Source organism: Streptomyces sp. NBC_00086, from assembly GCF_026343255.1.
Classification (GTDB): domain Bacteria; phylum Actinomycetota; class Actinomycetes; order Streptomycetales; family Streptomycetaceae; genus Streptomyces.
Genome location: NZ_JAPELZ010000001.1, coordinates 5478465 through 5497504 on the forward strand (window position 1 = coordinate 5478465; position 19040 = coordinate 5497504).

The 19040-nt window shown below is 71.3% G+C and carries 14 protein-coding genes; 7 read left to right on the forward strand and 7 right to left on the reverse strand.

Translation table 11 applies throughout. The features are described from left to right. Nucleotides 1-7 precede the first annotated feature (7 nt). Nucleotides 8-910 carry a LysR family transcriptional regulator gene (locus OG276_RS24625; protein WP_266908818.1) on the forward strand — a complete coding sequence of 301 codons (903 nt, stop codon included), beginning with the start codon at nucleotides 8-10 and terminating at the stop codon, nucleotides 908-910. Nucleotides 911-1121: 211 nt separating this feature from the next. Here the strand turns inward: OG276_RS24625 and pepN (OG276_RS24630) are convergent, their stop codons facing one another. Then, nucleotides 1122-3692, reverse strand: coding sequence for an aminopeptidase N (pepN, locus tag OG276_RS24630; RefSeq protein ID WP_266908820.1), 2571 nt, complete (start codon nucleotides 3690-3692; stop codon nucleotides 1122-1124). Nucleotides 3693-3832: 140 nt separating this feature from the next. Here pepN (OG276_RS24630) and OG276_RS24635 point away from each other — a divergent pair, with 140 nt between their 5' ends. Further along, nucleotides 3833-4330: a DUF1203 domain-containing protein gene (locus OG276_RS24635; protein WP_266908822.1), complete on the forward strand. Its 498-nt coding sequence runs from the start codon at nucleotides 3833-3835 to the stop codon at nucleotides 4328-4330. Between the two features lie 82 nt (nucleotides 4331-4412). On the opposite strand, the gene OG276_RS24640 is transcribed toward OG276_RS24635, so the two are convergent. Further along, on the reverse strand, nucleotides 4413-5441 hold the full coding sequence (locus tag OG276_RS24640; RefSeq protein WP_266908824.1) for an aspartate-semialdehyde dehydrogenase: 1029 nt from the start codon (nucleotides 5439-5441) through the stop codon (nucleotides 4413-4415). Between the two features lie 252 nt (nucleotides 5442-5693). On the opposite strand from OG276_RS24640, the gene OG276_RS24645 reads away from it, so the two are divergent. Next, complete coding sequence (locus tag OG276_RS24645; RefSeq protein WP_266908826.1) at nucleotides 5694-7181, forward strand: M28 family metallopeptidase; 1488 nt, start codon at nucleotides 5694-5696, stop codon at nucleotides 7179-7181. A gap of 101 nt (nucleotides 7182-7282) precedes the next feature. Here OG276_RS24645 and OG276_RS24650 read toward each other — a convergent pair whose 3' ends face one another. Together OG276_RS24650 and OG276_RS24655 are read right to left on the reverse strand one after the other, a co-directional pair. Then, nucleotides 7283-10615, reverse strand: a complete 3333-nt coding sequence (locus OG276_RS24650; protein ID WP_266908828.1) for a S8 family serine peptidase — start codon at nucleotides 10613-10615, stop codon at nucleotides 7283-7285. A 273-nt stretch (nucleotides 10616-10888) separates the two neighbouring features. Further along, the gene (locus tag OG276_RS24655) at nucleotides 10889-11449 is read right to left on the reverse strand and encodes a CGNR zinc finger domain-containing protein (protein WP_266908830.1); all 561 of its coding nucleotides are present in this window, start codon (nucleotides 11447-11449) and stop codon (nucleotides 10889-10891) included. Nucleotides 11450-11569: 120 nt separating this feature from the next. On the opposite strand from OG276_RS24655, the gene OG276_RS24660 reads away from it, so the two are divergent. Then, nucleotides 11570-12028 carry a VOC family protein gene (locus OG276_RS24660; protein ID WP_266908831.1) on the forward strand — a complete coding sequence of 153 codons (459 nt, stop codon included), beginning with the start codon at nucleotides 11570-11572 and terminating at the stop codon, nucleotides 12026-12028. Further along, a complete protein-coding gene (locus OG276_RS24665; protein WP_266908832.1) occupies nucleotides 12028-12933 on the forward strand; it encodes a pyridoxamine 5'-phosphate oxidase family protein in 906 nt (301 codons plus the stop codon). The genes OG276_RS24660 and OG276_RS24665 overlap by 1 nt, the downstream gene beginning before the upstream one ends. A gap of 5 nt (nucleotides 12934-12938) precedes the next feature. Here the strand turns inward: OG276_RS24665 and OG276_RS24670 are convergent, their stop codons facing one another. Beyond that, a complete protein-coding gene (locus tag OG276_RS24670) occupies nucleotides 12939-13898 on the reverse strand; it encodes a hypothetical protein (RefSeq protein ID WP_266908834.1) in 960 nt (319 codons plus the stop codon). 246 nt (nucleotides 13899-14144) lie between these two features. After that, nucleotides 14145-16700, reverse strand: coding sequence for an aminopeptidase N (gene pepN, locus OG276_RS24675; RefSeq protein ID WP_266908836.1), 2556 nt, complete (start codon nucleotides 16698-16700; stop codon nucleotides 14145-14147). A 110-nt stretch (nucleotides 16701-16810) separates the two neighbouring features. On the opposite strand from pepN (OG276_RS24675), the gene OG276_RS24680 reads away from it, so the two are divergent. Next, the gene (locus tag OG276_RS24680) at nucleotides 16811-17458 is read left to right on the forward strand and encodes a DsbA family protein (RefSeq protein ID WP_266908838.1); all 648 of its coding nucleotides are present in this window, start codon (nucleotides 16811-16813) and stop codon (nucleotides 17456-17458) included. A 49-nt stretch (nucleotides 17459-17507) separates the two neighbouring features. Beyond that, the gene (locus tag OG276_RS24685; RefSeq protein ID WP_266908840.1) at nucleotides 17508-18236 is read left to right on the forward strand and encodes a hypothetical protein; all 729 of its coding nucleotides are present in this window, start codon (nucleotides 17508-17510) and stop codon (nucleotides 18234-18236) included. 38 nt (nucleotides 18237-18274) lie between these two features. Here OG276_RS24685 and OG276_RS24690 read toward each other — a convergent pair whose 3' ends face one another. After that, nucleotides 18275-18931, reverse strand: coding sequence for a superoxide dismutase (locus OG276_RS24690; protein ID WP_266908842.1), 657 nt, complete (start codon nucleotides 18929-18931; stop codon nucleotides 18275-18277). Nucleotides 18932-19040: the final 109 nt, after the last annotated feature.

The following is a 19040-nucleotide window of genomic DNA, read 5'->3' on the forward strand; positions in this document are numbered from 1 at the left end:
CGGTCCCATGATCGAGTGGGACATCAAGAAGCTGCGGATCCTGCGGACCCTCGCCGAACAGGGGACCGTGACCGCGACGGCCGAGGCGCTGCACATGACGCCCTCGGCCGTTTCGCAGCAGCTGACCAACCTCGCCAGGATGCTCGGGGTCCCGCTGCTGGAGGCCCAAGGCCGCCGGGTCCGCCTCACCGACGCCGCGCACCTCGTACTGCGGCACGCGGAGGCCGTGTTCGCGCAGCTGGAGCGGGCCGACGCGGAACTCACCGGATACCTCGCGGGGGAAGCGGGGGAGGTCCGGATCGGGGCCTTCTCCACCGCCGTACCGGTCCTCGTGGTCCCGGCGGTCGCGGCCCTCAGGCGCTCGCACCCCGGCGTGGAGGTCCGCGTACGGGAGACCGAGGCGGCCGAGTCCTACGAGCTGCTGTCCGCCGGAGTCGTCGACCTCGCGCTCTCCCTCGCGGCGCACGCCCCGACCGCCCGCGATCCCCGCTTCACCCGCCGGACCCTGCTGGAGGACCCCCTCGACGTGGCCCTGCCGCCGGAGCATCCGCTGGCCGGGGCGGGGGAGCTGCGGCTCGCGGACCTGTCCGGGGACCCGTGGATCTACGGGGGCTCCGGCCCCTGGTCGGAGATCACCCGCAATGCGTGCGAGGCGGCCGGGTTCGTGCCCGAACAGGCCCACTCGGCGTCCGGGTGGACCGCGATCCTGGCCATGGTCGAGGCGGGCATGGGGGTCGCGCTGGTTCCCCGCATGGTGGCGAGCCGCGCGGCCGGCGTCGCCGTCCGGGGCCTGCCCCACGACCGGCCCACCCGGCACGTCATCGCCGCCCTGCGGCGGGGCTCCGAATCCGCCCCGGCCGTGGCCCACGTCCTGGCGGCCCTGCGCTCCGTCGCCACCGCCCGGCCGTAGCGGTGGGGGCGGGGCCGCTGCGCGGGGCCATCCCCTACCCGCCCTTCCACCGTTCCCCGGGCTCCGCCCGGACCCGGTCCTCAAACGCCGGACGGGCTGGATGGGGCCGGCGCCGGCCCGCACGTGAACGCCGGCGAGGCTGGGAAATCCAGCCTCGCCGGCGTTTGAGGCGCGGGGTCCGGGGCGGAGCCCCGGGAGCGGACCCGCAGGGTCAGGCCTGGGCGTCCGCCGTCTGGGCGCGCAGCGCCCGCTCTACGCCGGCGCGGGACTCGGAGACGAGACGCCGCAGGGCCGCGTTCGGCTCGGCCGAGGCCAGCCAGGCGTCCGTCGCCGCGAGGGTCTCCGGGGAGACCTGGAGGGTCGGGTAGAGCCCCACCGCGATCTGCTGCGCGATCTCGTGGCTCCGGGTCTCCCAGACCCCCTTGACCGCCGCGAAGTACTTCGCCGTGTACGGGGCGAGGAGCTCGCGCTGGTCGGTCTGGACGAAGCCGCCGATCACCGCCTCCTGCACCGCGTTCGGGAGCGAGTCGCCCTCGACGACCGAAGCCCAGGCCTCGGCCTTGGCCTCCGCCGTCGGACGCGCCGCGCGGGCGGTCGCCGCGTGCCGCTCGCCCGCCGCGGTCTTGTCCCGCTCCAGCTCGGCCGCGATGGCCGCCTCGTCGGCGACGCCGGTGGCGACCAGGCGCTCCAGGAACGCCCAGCGCAGCTCGGTGTCCACGGCCAGACCCTTGACCTCCGCCGAGCCGTCCAGCAGCGCCGCCAGGTAGGTCAGCTGCTCCTCGGTACGGGCCGTCGCCGCGAAGGCGCGGGCCCACGCCAGCTGGTGGTCGCTGCCCGGCTCGGCCGCGCGCAGGTGCTCCAGCGAGGCCTCCGTCCAGGTGGCCAGGCCCTGGTCGCGCCACGCCGGGTCGGCGTACAGCTCGATGGCCAGCTTGACCTGGCGGTGCAGCGACTGGACGACGCCGATGTCCGATTCCTTGCCGATGCCCGACAGGACGAGGGCCAGGTAGTCGCGGGTGGCCAGTTCGCCGTCGCGGGTCATGTCCCAGGCCGAGGCCCAGCACAGCGCGCGCGGCAGCGATTCGGTGAAGTCGCCCAGGTGCGCGGTGACGTTGGCGAGGGACACCTCGTCGAGGCGGACCTTGGCGTACGACAGGTCGTCGTCGTTCAGCAGGACCACGGCCGGACGGGTCCGGCCGATCAGCTCCGGCACGGCGGTGAGGTCGCCGTCGATGTCCAGCTCGATCCGCTCGCCGCGCACCAGCTTGCCGTCGGCCAGGTCGTACAGGCCGACCGCGATGCGGTGCGGGCGCAGGACCGGCTCGCCCTTGGCACCGGCGGGCAGCGCCGGGGCCTCCTGGCGGACGGCGAAGGCGGTGATGGAGCCGTTCTCGTCCGTCTCGATCTCGGGGCGCAGGATGTTGATGCCGGCCGTCTCCAGCCACGCCTTCGACCAGGCGGTCAGATCGCGGCCGGAGGTCTCCTCCAGGGCGCCCAGCAGGTCCGACAGCCGCGTGTTCCCGAAGGCGTGCGCCTTGAAGTACGCCTGCACACCCTTGAAGAAGGCGTCCTGGCCGACGTAGGCCACGAGCTGCTTGAGGACCGAGGCGCCCTTGGCGTACGTGATGCCGTCGAAGTTGACCAGGACGTCGTCCAGGTCACGGATGTCGGCCATGATCGGGTGCGTGGAGGGCAGCTGGTCCTGCCGGTACGCCCAGGTCTTCATGGAGTTGGCGAAGGAGGTCCAGGCGTGCGGCCACTTCGAGCCCTCCGCGTACGCCTGGCAGGCGATGGAGGTGTAGGTGGCGAACGACTCGTTCAGCCACAGGTCGTTCCACCACTCCATGGTGACGAGGTCGCCGAACCACATGTGCGCGAGCTCGTGCAGGATCGTCTCGGCGCGCGTCTCGTACGCCGCGTCCGTCACCTTCGAGCGGAAGACGTACTGGTCGCGGATGGTGACCGCGCCCGCGTTCTCCATCGCGCCCGCGTTGAACTCCGGCACGAAGAGCTGGTCGTACTTCGCGAACGGGTAGTCGTACGCGAACTTCTCCTGGAACCAGGTGAAGCCCTGCCGGGTCACGTCGAAGATCTCGTCGGCGTCGAGGAACTCGGCGAGCGAGGGACGGCAGTAGATGCCGAGCGGGACGGACTGCCCGTCCGCGCCCTCGTAGGAGCTGTGCACCGCGTGGTACGGGCCCACGATCAGGGCCGTGATGTACGTGGAGATGCGCGGGGTGGGCTCGAAGCGCCAGACGTTGTCGGCGGGAGCATCCGGTGTCGGGGAGTTCGAGATGACCGTCCAGCCCGCGGGGGCCGTCACGGTGAACCGGAACGTCGCCTTCAGGTCGGGCTGCTCGAAGCTCGCGAACACGCGGCGCGCGTCCGGCACCTCGAACTGGGTGTACAGGTACGCCTGCTCGTCGACCGGGTCGACGAAGCGGTGCAGACCCTCACCGGTGTTCGTGTACGCGCAGTCGGCGACGACGCGGAGCTCGTTGGCCCCGGCGGCCAGGTGCGCGAGCGCGATCCGGGAATCCCGGAAGACGGCCGCCACGTCGAGGGACTTGCCGTTGAGGACGACCTCGTGCACGGCCGGAGCGACCAGGTCGATGAAGGTCTCGGCGCCGGCCTCGGCGGACTGGAAGCGCACGGTGGTCACGGAGGGGTAGGTGCCACCCTCCTGCGCGCCGCTGAGATCGAGTTCGATCTCGTACGAGTCGACACTGAGCAGCTTCGCGCGCTGCTGAGCCTCTTCACGGGTCAGATTCGTGCCTGGCACGCGGTCATCTCCTTCGATGGTGACGTTCCGGCCCATCCTTCCACGCGGGCCGGGCCACTGGGCCGGAGTAATCCACGGGCGAAACTCGACGTCCGATTTCCGCCAGCTCCGACCGGTCCGCCGGCAGCACCCTGGACCCCATGACCACCCACACCGCGCTCGCCATCGCCCCACCCGTCCTCGCGCTCCTGCGCACCCTCGACGACGCCGGACGGCCCTGCACGCCCTACGAGGACCCGGAGGGCGGCGCCCCGCTGCGCTGCTGCCTGCGCCGCAGCGCCCCCGGCGAGCGGATCGCCCTCGTCGTGTACGCCCCGCTGCGCCGCTGGGCCGCCGCGACCGGCGTCGACCCGGGGGCCTACGACGAGCAGGGCCCGGTCTTCATCCACGCCGCAGACTGCGGCGGACCGGCGCCGGAGACCGGCCTCCCCTTCGCCCACCCCGGCGCCCTGCGCACGGCCCGCCGCTACGACGCGGCGGGCCACATCCTCGGCGGACGGGTGCTCGACCTCGCCGAGGACCCGGACGCGGTGATCGGGCGCGCGCTGACGGAGGCCTTCGAGGACCCGCGGACCGCGCTCGTCCACGTCCGCGCGGCCGAGTACGGCTGCTACCTCTTCGAGGTCCGCAGGGTGTAGCCGGGACCGCCGACGGGCGGAACGCCGAAGGGCGGCACCGTCACGGTGCCGCCCTCCGGCCGTACGAGCCGTGCGCGCGGGATCAGCCGCGCAGCTCCTCCGCGACCAGCTCCGCGATCTGGACCGCGTTCAGCGCGGCGCCCTTGCGGAGGTTGTCGTTGGAGAGGAACAGCGCGAGGCCGTTCTCGGTGGTCTCGTCGACGCGGATGCGGCCCACGTACGAGGCGTCCTTGCCGGCGGCCTGCAGCGGGGTCGGGATCTCCGAGAGCTCGACGCCCGGGGCGTCCTTCAGCAGCTCGTAGGCGCGCTCGACGCTCAGCGGACGGGTGAAGCGGACGTTGACCTGGAGGGAGTGGCCGGCGAAGACCGGCACGCGCACGCAGGTGCCCGAGACCTTGAGCTCCGGGATCTCCAGGATCTTGCGGGACTCGTTGCGGAGCTTCTGCTCCTCGTCGGTCTCGAAGGAGCCGTCGTCGACGATCGAGCCCGCGAGGGGGATCACGTTGTAGGCGATCGGACGCTTGTAGACGGCGGGCTCGGGGAACTCCACCGCGTCGCCGTCGAAGGTCAGCTGGTCGGCGGCCTCGGAGACCGCGCAGGCCTGGCCCTTGAGCTCGGCGACGCCCGCCAGGCCCGAGCCGGACACGGCCTGGTAGGTGGTGGCGATCAGCGCGGTCAGACCGGCCTCGTCGTGCAGCGGGCGCAGCACCGGCATCGCGGCCATCGTGGTGCAGTTCGGGTTCGCGATGATGCCCTTGGGGCGGTTCCGGATCGCGTGCGGGTTGACCTCGGAGACCACGAGGGGGACCTCGGGGTCGCGGCGCCAGGCGGAGGAGTTGTCGATCACGACGGCGCCCTGGGAGGCGACCTTCTCGGCGAGGGCCTTGGAGGTGGCGCCGCCCGCGGAGAAGAGCACGATGTCCAGGCCGGAGTAGTCGGCCGTGGAGGCGTCCTCGATGGTGATCTCGCGGCCCTCCCATTCGAGGGTGGAGCCGGCCGAACGGGCCGAGGCGAACAGCCGCAGCTCGTCCACCGGGAACTTGCGCTCGGCCAGGATGCCGCGCATGACTCCGCCGACCTGTCCGGTGGCTCCGACGATTCCGACCCTCACGGTGACTCCTCTTGGTACGTACGACGCGGGCGCGCGTGAAGCCATCATGCGTTCGACCCCACGAGCCTTGTCCAATCCATTGTCCGAGGAGCGGACGGTGTTCTCCGTGTGAACCCCCGTGACAACTCCGTGGCGGCCGTGTTGCACCGCCGCCCGGTGGGCGTTTCGCCTGGTCGCGGCCGATTACGGTCCCGTCTGTCGCGTCCGAAATCCGGACGGGCGTTCCGTCATCCGAACTCGGGGAGATTCACCGTGCGTGCCATCCGCCACCGCCGCCGGTCCATACCGGCGCTCGCCGCCCTCGCGGCCGCCGCCGTCGCCGCACCCGTCCTGCTCGCCGCCACCCCGGCGGCCGCCCACCCGCGCGAGGGCCGGCTGGCCAAGGAGCTGGTGGAGGAGGTCACCGCCCGCGGCGCCTACCGCCACCTGGCGAAGTTCCAGCAGATCGCCGACGCCAACGGCGGCAACCGCGCCGCCGGCACGCCCGGCCACGCGGCCTCCGCCGCCTACGTCCACGACACGCTGAAGAAGGCCGGGTACCAGGTCTCGTACCAGGACTTCGACATCCACGAGGCGCACACGAGGACGGAGAAGACCACCGTCCTCGGCGCGGAGTCCCGTGAGCTGGCCACCGCCGCCTTCACCTTCACCAAGTCCACCCCGGCCGGCGGCCTGACCGCCGCGCTCGCCCTCGCCCGGGTCGACGAGAGCCCCGGCTGCGACGCCGCCGACTACCAGGCCGGCGCCTTCACCGGGAAGATCGCCCTGGTCAAGCGAGGCACCTGCACCTTCGTCGAGAAGCAGCGGGCCGCCGCCGCGGCGGGCGCGATCGGCGTGATCGTCTACAACCACAGCGGGACCACCCCGGTCCGCGGCAGCTTCTCCTCGCCCGCCGAGGGGATCATCCCGAGCGCCGGCATCACCCTCGCCGACGGGGAGGCGCTGACCGCGGCCGCCGCCAAGGGGGAGGTGAGCGTGCGGCTGGAGCTCGACCAGGAGCACGTGAAGAAGACCACGCGCAACGTGATCGCCGAGACCCGCGGCGGCCGCGCGGACCGCGTGGTCACCGTCGGCGCCCACCTGGACTCGGTCCCCGAGGGCCCGGGCATCAACGACAACGGGTCCGGCTCGGCCGGTCTGCTGGAGGTGGCCCTCAAGCTCGCGGACGAGGGCGCCAACAAGAAGGGCAAGGGCAAGCAGACCGCCAACAAGGTCCGCTTCGCCTGGTGGTCGGCGGAGGAGCTCGGCCTGCTGGGCTCCGAGCACTACGTCGCGCAGCTGTCGGAGCGGCAGAAGAAGGACATCGCCCTGTACCTGAACTTCGACATGATCGCCTCGCCGAACCCGGTGCAGTTCGTCTACGACGGCGACGACTCGGACAAGACGGGCGAGGGCGCGGGCCCGGCCGGCTCCGCGCAGATCGAGGCGCTGATCAACGGCTTCCTCGACAAGAAGGGCAAGCCGCACGAGGGCAGCGACTTCGACGGCCGCTCCGACTACGGCCCCTTCATCGCGAACGGCATCCCGGCCGGCGGCACCTTCACCGGCGCCGAGGGCATCAAGACGCCGGAGCAGGCCGCGCGGTACGGCGGCACGGCCGGGGCCCCGTACGACCCGAACTACCACGGGGCCGGGGACAACCTGAAGAACATCGACCTGAAGGCCTTCGACACCAACCTGGACGTGATCGCCCACGCGGTGGGCACGTACGCGCAGGACCTGGGCTCGCTGGGGAAGTAGCCCGCACCCGAGGGGGAAGCCGGAGGGGGAACCGGCGGGGAAACAGGCGGGGGCGGTGCTCTGACGAGCACCGCCCCCGCTGTGTTCAGGCTCCTACCGGGTTACGGCAGGACCTTCTCGATCTGCACGCTGCCGGTGCCGGCGGCGGTGCCGCGGGCGTTGAGCAGCTTGACTTCGCCGAAGAACTGGCGGCCTTCCGGAGCGGCGCTGTTGACCAGCACGTTCGCGGAGACGGTTGCCGAGGCACCGTTGGCGAGGTTGACCGCGGCGGCCTCGTCGACCTGGACGGTGCCCAGGGCGGCCGAGTAGTAGACGTCGCGGTAGTCGTACGTGGTGGAGCCGGACGGGATCGCGTAGCCGAACACCTCGATGGTGTAGGTGCCCGCGGCCGGGTTGACGAGGCTCACGGCCTCCTCGGAGTCGCCGTCGGCGGAGGTGCCGACCTTGACGCCGTCCTTGTACACGTCCAGGTCGAGGTCGGCGGCGGCGTCGGAGACGTTGCCGATCGCGATGTCGAGGCGGGAGACGCCCTCGCCGATCGTGACCTCGGTGGTGTGGGTCTCACCGGCGGCGATGGTCGGCTTGGCGACCTTCGCGGAGCCGAGCGAACCACCCTGGAGCTTGCCGCCCGTGATGGCGGCCCCGTCGTTCTTCACCGTCCACTGGACCGGCGCCGGGGTGCCCAGCTTGACCTCGGGCAGGACCTTGACCGCGGGGTCGAAGGCCGCGCCGAGCACGGAGACGTCCAGCTTGTACGGGTTGTCGAGCAGCGGCGACGTACGACGCGACTCGACCTCGATCTCCCAGACGCCCGGCTGCGGGTTCGGGTACGAACGCAGGTCGGGGCGGCACTGGTTGGCCGGGTTGTCGTAGTTCGGGTAGCACTGGGTCGTCGCGCTGTCCTCGACGCCCACGCCGTACGGGTGGATCGAGATGAAGCGCGTCTGGCTGCCCGCGTTCAGACCGCCGAGGGCGACCTCGAGGGTCTTCGCGCCCGCCGGGACGGTCACGAAGTACGACTTGTGGCTGTTGCGCTGCACGGAGGAGGTGTCCGAGTAGCTGAACGAGGGCTTCGCCAGCGGGGTCGAGACGACGACCGTGGAGAGGATCTGCTTGTCGATGCCCTCGGTGAAGGGGTCGTCGAGCTGCAGGATGCCGCTGTGGACGCCGGCCGTCGTGGCCTTGGCCTCGACCTTGATGGTGACCGGCTTGTTCAGGGGCAGGGTGACGTAGTCGTAGCCGCCGATGACCTTGAACGTGCCGTCGTTGTTGCGCCAGCTCAGCTCGTGCGGGGTGCCGTACTTGACGCCCGTGGTGCGGGTGACGACGACGTCGTAGACCTTCTTCTGGCCGACCTTCAGGCCGCCCTCACGGTCGTAGACGCCGGTGCCGAAGCCCGGGGTCTTCAGGAACTGGTCGATCGCGGTGTCGACCGGCGCCTTGACGGTGAACTCGTTGGCCTTCGCGCCGCGCTGGATGGACTCCCACGCGCCGGGGATGTTGATCAGGCCCGCGCCCTGGGCGTGCGCCGGAACGTCCGCGATCTTCTTCGCGCTGCTGGTGAGCGCGATGCGCAGGTTCGCCGGGGTGAGGGCGATCTTGTGCTGCTTGGCGGCCGAGATCAGCAGGGCGCTGGCGCCCGCCGCCTGCGGCGAGGACATCGAGGTGCCCTGGAGCATGCCGTAACCGGCCGGCAGGGTGTAGCCGGCCTCCTTCACCGGTGCACCGGGCAGCCAGGTCTGGATGGTGTTGATCGACGCGCCGGGGGCGGTGATCGTCGGCGTGAAGCCGCCGTCCTCACGCGGACCGCGCGAGGAGAAGGGGAACATGTTGTACTTCTTGGCCACGCCGGAGCCGTAGTTGGCCGCCCAGGTCTCCTTGGAGACCGCCGCACCCACGGAGATGACCTTGTCCGCGAGACCGGGGTCGCCGATGGTGTTGATGCCGGGGCCCTCGTTGCCCGCCGAGATGACGAGCTGGACACCGTAGGTGTCGATGAGGTTCTTGTAGAGCTCGGAGCGCGCGTTGTTGCCGTCGTTCAGGGCCGGCAGGCCGCCGATCGACATGTTGACGATGTCCACGCCGCGGTTGACGACGAGGTCGATCATGCCCTCGGTCAGCGCGATGTTGGTGCAGCCGCCGGACCAGGAGCAGGCGCGCGAGGAGACGAGCTTGGCGCCGGGCGCCTCGCCGTTCATCGCGCCGCCGAACAGGCCGTTGGCGGCGGTGATGCCCGCGACGTGCGTGCCGTGCTCGGACTCGATGATGCCGACGTTGACGAAGTCGGCCTTCTTGCCGACCCAGTCACCGCCCAGCGGGTCCATCGGGACGTCCTTGCGGATCTCGATCACGAACGGGATGCGCTCGGCGACCTCGGTCGCCGGGTTGTCCGTGCCGAAGTAGCCGATCTGGTAGCCGTCCTTGTACGGCTTCATCGGCTCGTTGTTCGTGAAGTCGTTGTCCTGGTCGGTGTCGACGCGGACGGTCCCGGCGACCGGGTCGTAGAGCAGGCCGAACCGGTCGGTGGTGTCCCCGTCCCGGTTGACGTCGCCCTTCATGTCACCGTTGGCGGTGATCGACTCGGTGAAACGGCTCCACTGGAAGGAGCCCTCCGGAGCCTTCCAGCTGCCGCCGCCCGCGGTGAAGGTGCCACCGGCGACCGGGGTGATCTGCGCCCGCCAGGTGGCGTCGCTGTCGGTGATCGGGTCGGTCGCGGTGACCCAGTCGACGATCTTGCGCTCGCCGGTGGTGGTCTTCTGGAGCGCCGGGTGGCCGAGGTCGACGCCCGAGTCCATGATGCCGATGGTCACACCGCGGCCGTCGGCCTTCGGGTTGCTCTTGAGGAAGTCCAGCGCACCGGTCTCGAAGGACGGGTTGTACGGGTTCTTCGCCGGGGTGTTCTTGCCCGGCCCGGGGTAGGTCTCGGCGGCGGTCCGCTTCACCGTCCCCGTCTCGCGGTCCGCGTCCGGACGGGGGTCCGGGAGCTGGATCTCGTGCCGCAGGTCGATGCCGTGCACGGAGGACAGCTTGGCGGCCGCCTTCAGCGCGGCCTCCGCCTTGTCGGTCGGCAGCGTGGCGCGCACGTAGCCGAGCTTGTCGTACGTCTGGCCCACCGAGGCGCCCTGGACGTCGTCGAGCTGCTTGGCCACCTGCTGGGTCTCGCCGGGGGCCGTCGCGACCATGACCGTGACGGTCTTCTCGCCCTTGGTCTTGGCTTCCTGGAGCAGTTCGGCGTCGGCCGAGCCGAGCTTCTGGTCGGCCGACTTCACCGCGGGGCTGGGCGCGGGGGTATTCGTGCCGGTCGCCGCGAAGACGGGCATGGCACCGGTGGCCGCGAGGGCGGCCACCAGGCCGGCCGCGGCCGCGACGCGCGCGGCGCGTCGGGTCGCGGGTATGGCGCCGTCTTTGGAACGAGCGGGGGAGTCGAGGGTCATCAGCATCCCTGGCTAAGTGAAAGGTACGGTCCGGATTTCGGTGCCGGATGACCGGTCAGCCTCGCCTAAGTGACAGCTCTTTGGGGAGAGTTGTCACGGACCGATACCTGCCATGGCGGACTCCCGCCATCTCGGGGCATACGCCAGAAGGCCCGTACCGGAGCGAACCGGTGCGAACCTTCGGGGTGGAACATGGATTTGTAGACTTCCCGACCGTGCGTCAGGGGTGATGCCGGTCCCCGTCTCAGATCAGGTGTGACAACTTCCCGGCATTCAGCGCTCGCGCGTGCGCGCGTAGTGGCGGGATGCTTTCGCCCGGTTTCCGCAGGCCGACATCGAGCACCAGCGCCGGGTGCCGTTGCGCGAGGTGTCGTGGAAGCGCAGCACGCAGGTCTCGGAGGCGCACTTGCGGATCCGCCCGGGGTCGGAGCCCAGCAGCTCCAGGTAGTCGCGGGCGGCCGTCCAGGCCGGACCCCAGGTCGGATCGTCGAACTCGGTCCGCTCGCCCGGCCCTTCGGCGGTCAGGGTCGCCCGGATCCGCCCGTGCTCCAGGACGGCGTCGACCAGGGTGCGGGCGCTCTCGTCCGCCGGGTCCGCGACCGCGCGGGCCAGTGCCTCGCGGGCGGTGAGCAGGTGGACCAGGGTCGCGGCGTCGGCGCGGAAGCGGCCGGCCAGCCCCGTGCTCTCCAGCCAGAGGGCGAGCCCTTCGACGCGGGTGAGCCCGAAGGCCCCTGCGAAGAGGTCGACGCCTTCGCCGTCCTGGACCCATCGGGTGTTGACCAGGTCCAGGGCCACCGGTTCCCCGGTCAGGGGTCGTGGGTCCGCCGTCGTCATGTCCGCCTCCTCGTGGCACTAACCCCTCAAGAGTACGTGAGCGGTTGACTCCCCTGGTTCTAACCATTAATCTCGATTTAGAAGGTTAGGAATTTGGGTAGTTCTGGGGAAGGAACCGTTGTGACGACCGTCATCAGCAAGCTGCGCACCGGCCACGTGGGCCTGAACGTCACGGATCTCGCCCGGTCGCTGGTCTTCTACCGCGACGGCCTCGGCTTCGAGCTGCTCGGCGAGGGCAAGGAAGAGGACCGGCGCTTCGCCTTCCTCGGCCAGGACGGCGAGCTCGTGCTGACCTTGTGGCAGCAGGCCGAGGGGGCCTACGCGCCCGGCGCGGCCGGACTGCACCACCTCGCGCTCTCCGCGGACGCCGTCGAGGAGGTCAGGGAGTACGAGGAGCGGCTGCGCGGCCTGGGCGTCGATTTCGCCTACGAAGGGGTCGTCCCCCACGGCGAGGGGGCCGCCTCCGGCGGCATCTTCTTCCACGACCTCGACGGGACCCGTCTGGAGATCTCCGTGCCGAGCGGCGCCGAAGGCGCCGAGGCTCCCACCACAGGGGCCCCGACCTGCGGGTTCTTCTAATGTCCGGGTATCACTGGGGCTCGCTGGCCGTCCAGGAGCGGGTCGGCGTCCGGGAGCACGCCGTGCACGTCGGCCAGTCCATCACCCCGCACATCAAGGACGTCGCGGCGGCCTTCCTGGGGCTGCAGCCGCACCTCGTCGTCGGCGCGGCCGATCCCGGAGGCCTGCTCTGGGCCTCACTGCTGACCGGCGCCCCCGGCTTCGTACGGGCCACCGGGCCGGACCGGATCACGGTCAGGGGAGGGATCCCCGAGGGCGATCCGCTGGCCGAGGCGCTCGCCACCGCCGGCACCCGGGTCGGGACCATCTCCCTCGACCCGCGCACCCGGCGCCGGATGCGGCTGGGCGGAACCCTGGAGGTGACCGCCGGCGGGTTCGCGCTGGCGGCCGAGCGGGTCTTCGCCAACTGTCCCAAGTACCTCCAGAAGCGGCAGCCTGTCCAGCTCGTCGCCGAAGGAGCCGGTGTCGTGCGGCGCGGGGACGCGCTCACCCCCGACCAGGAACGGGCCGTCCGCGCCGCCGACACCTTCTTCGTCGCCACCTCCGCGGGGGCGGACGGGGCCGACGCGAGCCACCGGGGCGGAATGCCGGGCTTCGTCGAGGTGCTGTCCCCGACGGAACTGGCCTGGCCGGACTACGCGGGCAACGCGATGTTCCTGACCCTGGGGAACCTGCTCGCGGACCCGCGGGCCGGGCTGCTGTTCCCGGACTGGGAGAGCGGGGCGCTGCTCCAGCTCAGCGGGCGGGCGGAGCCCGAGTTCGGGGCGGGCGGGGAGCGGCGGGTCCGCTTCCGGATCGAGTCGGTGGTTCAGAGCCTGCACCCGGGGCGGCTGCTGTGGAGCGCCCCGGAGTACTCGCCGGCCAATCCGGCGCTGCCCGCGCCGCCTTGGCAGCCTGCGGGGTAGGGCCCTCACCTGGGCAGGACGACGAGGTAGGCGGCGGGCTCGCGGTCGTCGGACGCCGTCAGGGCGGTCCGTACGACCGCCGCCTGCTGCTCGGGCCAGTCGCGGAGCTTGCGCGGGGTGATGTGTAGGACGGTGATTCCGCACCGCTCCAGGGTCTCCCGCTTGCGGACGGACTCCGACCACGCCTCGTCCTCGCCCTGGCGCGGGGCCCGGGTGTCGATCTCCACGGCCACCGCCTGCTCCGGCCAGTACGCGTCGACCCCGCCCAGGTGCGGGCCGCCGGGCAGCCGCAGGTCCACGTTCCAGACGGGCTCGGGGAGCTCGTAGCCCCGTACGAGCTGGTACAGCCGGTCCTCGGCGATGGCCCGGCCCTCGGCGAGCAGCGACTCGACGGCGTCCACCACGTGCGGGCGGTTCAGCAGCCGGGCCACCGTCAGCTCCCGCACCACGGCGGCCGGTTCGCAGTGCCCGCCGCGGACGGCTTCGCTGAGCAGGCGGCGGACCGTACCGGCGTCGGAGAGGTGGGCGACGGCGTCGGCGACGGCGCGGGCCACGGGGGCGACGGGCAGGCCCGTGACCTCCACCGGCCGGGGCGGGGTGTGCGTCCGGACGATGCGGACCTGTCCGGCGGAGCGCAGCCGACGGGTGTTCGGGACGAGCACGTCGATCTGGGGGAGGCCGAGCAGGGCGGGGGCGGAGGAGAACCGGTACAGCGCGAGGGCGGCCAGCCCGGTGATCATGACCTCGTCCCCGCGGCGTCCGGCGTAGAGGAGCGCCGCGTGCAGCCGCTCCTCGCTCGTCGCGGTACCGGCGTGGAGCAGGAACACCCCCGGCAGGATCTGCTGCCAGGACCGCTCGGCGGCGTCGGAGGCGGAGACCCCGTGCTCGCGGAGCTGGGCCAGCGACAGCACGCGGGGGCGGTTGTCGGTGAGGTGGGCGAGGGGGAGGGGTGCGTTGTGGTTCATGACGCTGAGATTCCCTCAGGCCATGGCCTCGCTAACCCCTGTTACACATCCGTCGGCAAATCGGGACAAGACGGGGCTAAAGTACGGACGTTCGACTGCCGATGGGCTGCGCGGCGCACCCCCGATTTCCTGGGACGCAAACGCCGGCGGGCTGGAAAATCCAGCCCCGCCGGCGTTTGAGGCGCGGGGTCTGGGGCGGAGCCCCAGGGAACGGTGGAAGGGCGGGTAGGGGACAGCCCCGCAGGGCTAGCCCGCCGCCACGTCGCAGGCCTGCGCGCGCAGCGCCCGCGCCAGGTCGTCACGGGACTCCAGGACGAGCCGTCGCAGCGCCGGCGCAGCCGACTCGTGCGCCGACAGCCACGCGTCAGTCGCGTCCAGCGTCTCCTGGGAGTCCTGGAGGGACGGGTACAGCCCCCGCACCACGTCCATGCCGATCTGGATCGACCGGTCGGCCCAGATCCGCTCGATCACGGCGAAGTAGGGCTCCGCGTAAGGCGCCAGCAGCCCCCGCTGCGAAGACTGCTGCATCCCCGCGATCGTCGCCTCGACCAACGCGTTCGACAGCGTGTCCGACTCCACCACCGCGGCCCACGCCTGGTCCTTGACCGCCGCGGACGGCCGCGCCGCCATGCACCGCACCTGGTGCCGCTTGCCCGACGCCGTGTCGTCCCGCGCCAGTTCCGCCGCGAGGACCTCCTCGCCGATCGCCCCGTGCGCGGCCAGCGGCAGCAGGAAGTCCCAGCGCAGCTCCTGGTCCACCTCCAGCCCGTCGATCCGCGCCGATCCCTCCAGCAGCCCCAGCAGCAGCTGGAAGTCGCCCTCGGTCGCCGCACCCGCCGCGAAGAAGCGGGCCCAGGTGAGCTGGTGCTCCGACCCCGGCTCGGCGAACCGCAGTTCCTGCAGCGCGCACGCCGCCAGCACCTTGCCGCCCTGCTCCCGCCAGTCGGGCGCCGCGTAGTGGTTGACCGCGGTCAGGGCCTGCGCGTGCAGCATCTGCAGGACGCCGACGTCCGTCTCCCGGCCCGCGTGGGCCAGTACGAGCGAGACGAAGTCCCGCGCCGGCATCAGCCCGTCACGCGTCAGGTTCCACAGCGCCGACCAGCACAGCGCGCGGCTGAGCGGGTCCGCCACCGAGCCCAGGTGCGAGCGCAGCGTGGCCAGCGACGACTCGTCGAAGCGGATCTTGCAGTAGGTCAGGTCCTCGTCGTTGACGAGCACCAGGGCGGGCTTCTCCTGCCCCGCCAGCTCGCCGACGACCGTCCGGGCCCCCGCGACGTCCGCCTCGGCCCGTGCGTAGCGCACCAGCGCGCCGTCCGGGTCCAGCCGGTACAGGCCCACCGCGACCCGGTGCGGGCGCAGCTCGGCGCCGTCCTGGACCACCGCCAGCTCGGTCACCCGGCCGCCCGCGTCGCAGGTCACCACCGGGGTCAGCGCGTTCACGCCGGCCGTCTGCAGCCAGGCCCGCGACCATTCGGCCATGTCCCGGCCGGAGACGTCCGCGAGTACCGACAGCAGGTCGTCCAGGGTGGTGTTCCCGTAGGCGTTCGCCTTGAAGTAGCGCCGCGCGCCCTCCAGGAAGGCGTCCCGGCCCACGTAGGCCACGAGCTGCTTGAGCACCGCCGCGCCCTTGGCGTAGGTGATGCCGTCGAAGTTCAGCTTGGCGTCCTCCAGGTCACGGATGTCGGCCGTGATCGGGTGGGTGGACGGCAGCTGGTCGGCCCGGTAGGCCCACGCCTTGCGGCTGTTGGCGAAGGTGACCCACGCCTGGTCGAAGCGGGTGGCCTCGACCAGTGCGAAGGAGCCCATGAAGTCCGCGAAGGACTCCTTCAGCCACAGGTCGTCCCACCACTTCATGGTGACCAGGTCGCCGAACCACATGTGCGCCATCTCGTGCAGGATCGTGTTCGCGCGCCGCTCGTACGAGGCCTGCGTGACCTTCCCGCGGAAGATGTACTCCTCCCGGAAGGTCACCATCCCCGGGTTCTCCATCGCGCCCAGGTTGTACTCCGGCACGAAGGCCTGGTCGTACTTCCCGAAGGGGTACGGGTAGTCGAAGATCTCGTGGAAGAGATCGAAGCCCTGCTTCGTGACGAGGAACACCTCGTCCGCGTCGAAGTGCTTCGCCAGCCCCTTGCGGCAGATCGCGCCGAGCGGGATCGTCAGGTCCCCGCGCGTGTAGGAGTCCGTGACGTAGTGGTACGGCCCCGCCACCACGCAGGTGATGTACGTGGAGATCGGCGCGGTCTCGGCGAACCGCCGGGTCTGCCCCTCGCGGGACTCCTCGACCCCGTTGCTCCAGACCTGCCAGCCCTCGGGCGCCGTCACCTCGAAGCGGTACGGGGCCTTGAGGTCGGGCTGCTCGAAGTTCGCGTACACCCGCCGGGCGTCGGCCGGTTCGTACTGGGTGTAGAGGTAGACCTCGCCGTCCTCCGGGTCCACGAAGCGGTGCATGCCCTCGCCGGTCCGGCTGTACGCGCAGTCGGCGTCGACCACGAGCACGTTCTCGGAGGCCAGGTCGTCCAGGGCGATCCGCGCGCCGTCGAAGACGACGGCCGGGTCCAGCTCGCGCCCGTTGAGGCTCACGCTGTTCACCGCGGGCGCGATGAGGTCCGCGAAGCTCGATGCCCCCGGAGCGGCGGCGCGGAAGCGGACGGTGGTCACCGAGCGGAAGGTCCTGGGGCCGTCGGCCGGTTCGGCCTCGTCCACCGCGGACCTCAGGTCGAGGACCACCTCGTACCCGTCGACGGACAGCAGCTCGGCCCGCTCGCGGGCCTCGTCACGGGACAGATTCTCTCCGGGCACGTGCACTCCTTCGTGCGTGATCGCGATACCTGACCGAATCCTCCCACGGGGGAATGCGTGTGCGGTCGGAGCGGTTGGGCAGGGAGGAACGTTCCGATCTGAGGAGAGACATGGCTGACACCCAGGTGCGCGAGAAGACCGCCGTCGACTTCTGGTTCGACCCGCTCTGCCCCTGGGCCTGGATGACGTCCCGCTGGATGCTGGAGGTCGAGAAGGTCCGTGACGTAGAGGTCCGCTGGCACGTGATGAGCCTCGCGGTCCTCAACGAGAACAAGCTCGACGAACTGCCCGAGCAGTACCGCGAGCTGCTCGGCCCCAAGGGCTGGGCTCCCGTGCGCGTGGTCGTCGCCGCCCAGCAGAAGTTCGGCGACGAGGTGACCGGCAAGCTCTACACCGCGCTGGGCACCCGCTTCCACAACGGGGGAACGGGCCCGACCCGCGAGGCCATCGCCGAGGCCCTGAACGAGGTGGGCCTGCCCGCCGAGCTGCTCCACTACGCGGACTCCGACGAGTACGACGAGGTCCTGCGCGACTCCCACAACGACGGCATCAACCGCGTCGGCCAGGAGGTCGGCACCCCGGTCATCTCCGTGCCCGGCGCCGACGGCGAAGAGGTCGCCTTCTTCGGCCCGGTCGTCACCCCCGCCCCGCGCGGCGAGGCCGCGGCCCGCCTCTGGGACGGCACCCTGCTCGTCGCCTCCACCCCGGGCTTCTACGAGATCAAGCGCACCCGCACGCAGGGCCCGATCTTCGACTAGTCGCGGCTCCCGGGAGGCGGGCGTCCCCTTCCTCCCTTAACGTCCCCCTATGGGGACCAGCTCGACGCACGACAGTACGCGCGGGGAACCGCTCGGCCGCAGCGGCGGCCGGGCGGAGCCCGCGATACCGAACGGCAACGCCGCGCACGCCGCCCTGCCCGCACGCCCCCGAGACCGGGTGCTGCGGGCAGCTTGCGTCGTGGTGCCCCCGCTGTGGACGGCCCTCGGGGTCCACCAGGCCGCCGGCACCCTGCGCCACTACCTCCGCGGCACGGGCCGCCCGTACCGGGTCGACGCGCGGGCCCTGCTCGCCGTGCCCGCCGTACGGCAGGACGTGGACCGGCGCCTGGCCGAGTGGCGCCGGGACGCGCGGGCGCTCGGCGAGCCCGGCGCGTACGCGGCGGACAGCGGCTGGCGCGGGGTGCTGATCAGCCGGCGCGCCCGCGAGGGAGGCAGCGCGGACTGGTGGCTGGCGCTGCGCGGGGCCCAGTACCGGATCAGCGGCACGGTACGGGTCCACGAGGACGGCTCCGTGGTGAGCGACTACCGGTTCCAGGTGCACAAGAGCTGGAACTTCGACCGGGGCGAGTCGGAGTTCGGCGTCCCCTTCACCCCGTTCGCCCGGCTCCACGAGACCGGGCTGGCGCGGGAGTTCACGGTGGTCGGGGAGGTGGACGGACTGGTCGACCAGGCGGCCGGCGCGGGAAGCGCAGAAGGCCCCCGCGAGTCACGTCCTCACGGGGGCCTTCTGGTGGACACGCCCGCGAGTGAAGGTTGAGAAGACGATCACGAGGCGGACGGGCTGGGTGGCGCTGATCAGCCCTTGACGGGGATCAGCAGCGGGGTGTTCGCCTTGGCGTCTGCGTAGCGCTTGGCCACGTCCTGCCAGTTGACGACGTTCCACATCGCCTCGATGAAGTCCACCTTCTGGTTCTTGTACTGAAGGTAGAAGGCGTGCTCCCAGGCGTCGAACACGAGGACCGGGGTGCTGGCCACGCCGACGTTGCCCTGGTGGTCGTAGATCTGCTCGACGATCAGGCGGCCGCTGACGGGCTCGTACGCGAGCACGCCCCAGCCGGAGCCCTGGGTCGCGGAGGACGCGAAGGTCAGCTGCTTCCTGAACTTCGCGAAGGAGCCGAAGGATTCGGTGATCGCGTCGGCCAGCTCGCCCAGGCCGTCGGCCGCGGTGGGCTCGCCGCCGCCCTCGCCGGTCTTCGGGCTGGCCATGTTGTGCCAGTAGATGCTGTGCAGGATGTGGCCGGAGAGGTGGAAGGCCAGGTTCTTCTCCAGGCCGTTCAGCGCACCCCAGTTCTCCTTGTCGCGCGCCTCCGCCAGCTGCTCCAGCGTGTTGTTGGCGCCCGTGACGTAGGCCGCGTGGTGCTTGTCGTGGTGCAGCTCGATGATCTGCGGGTTGATCACCGGTTCGAGAGCCGCGTAGTCGTAAGGAAGCTCAGGAAGCGTGTAAATGGCCATGCGTGTATCCGGTCCCCTCGGCGTGCCAACTGCTTATTGCAATCAATGCGCAACTGCACGCTAGCAGTATCTATTCCTCAGTTCTCATAAGGGTCACCTCACTTGACCG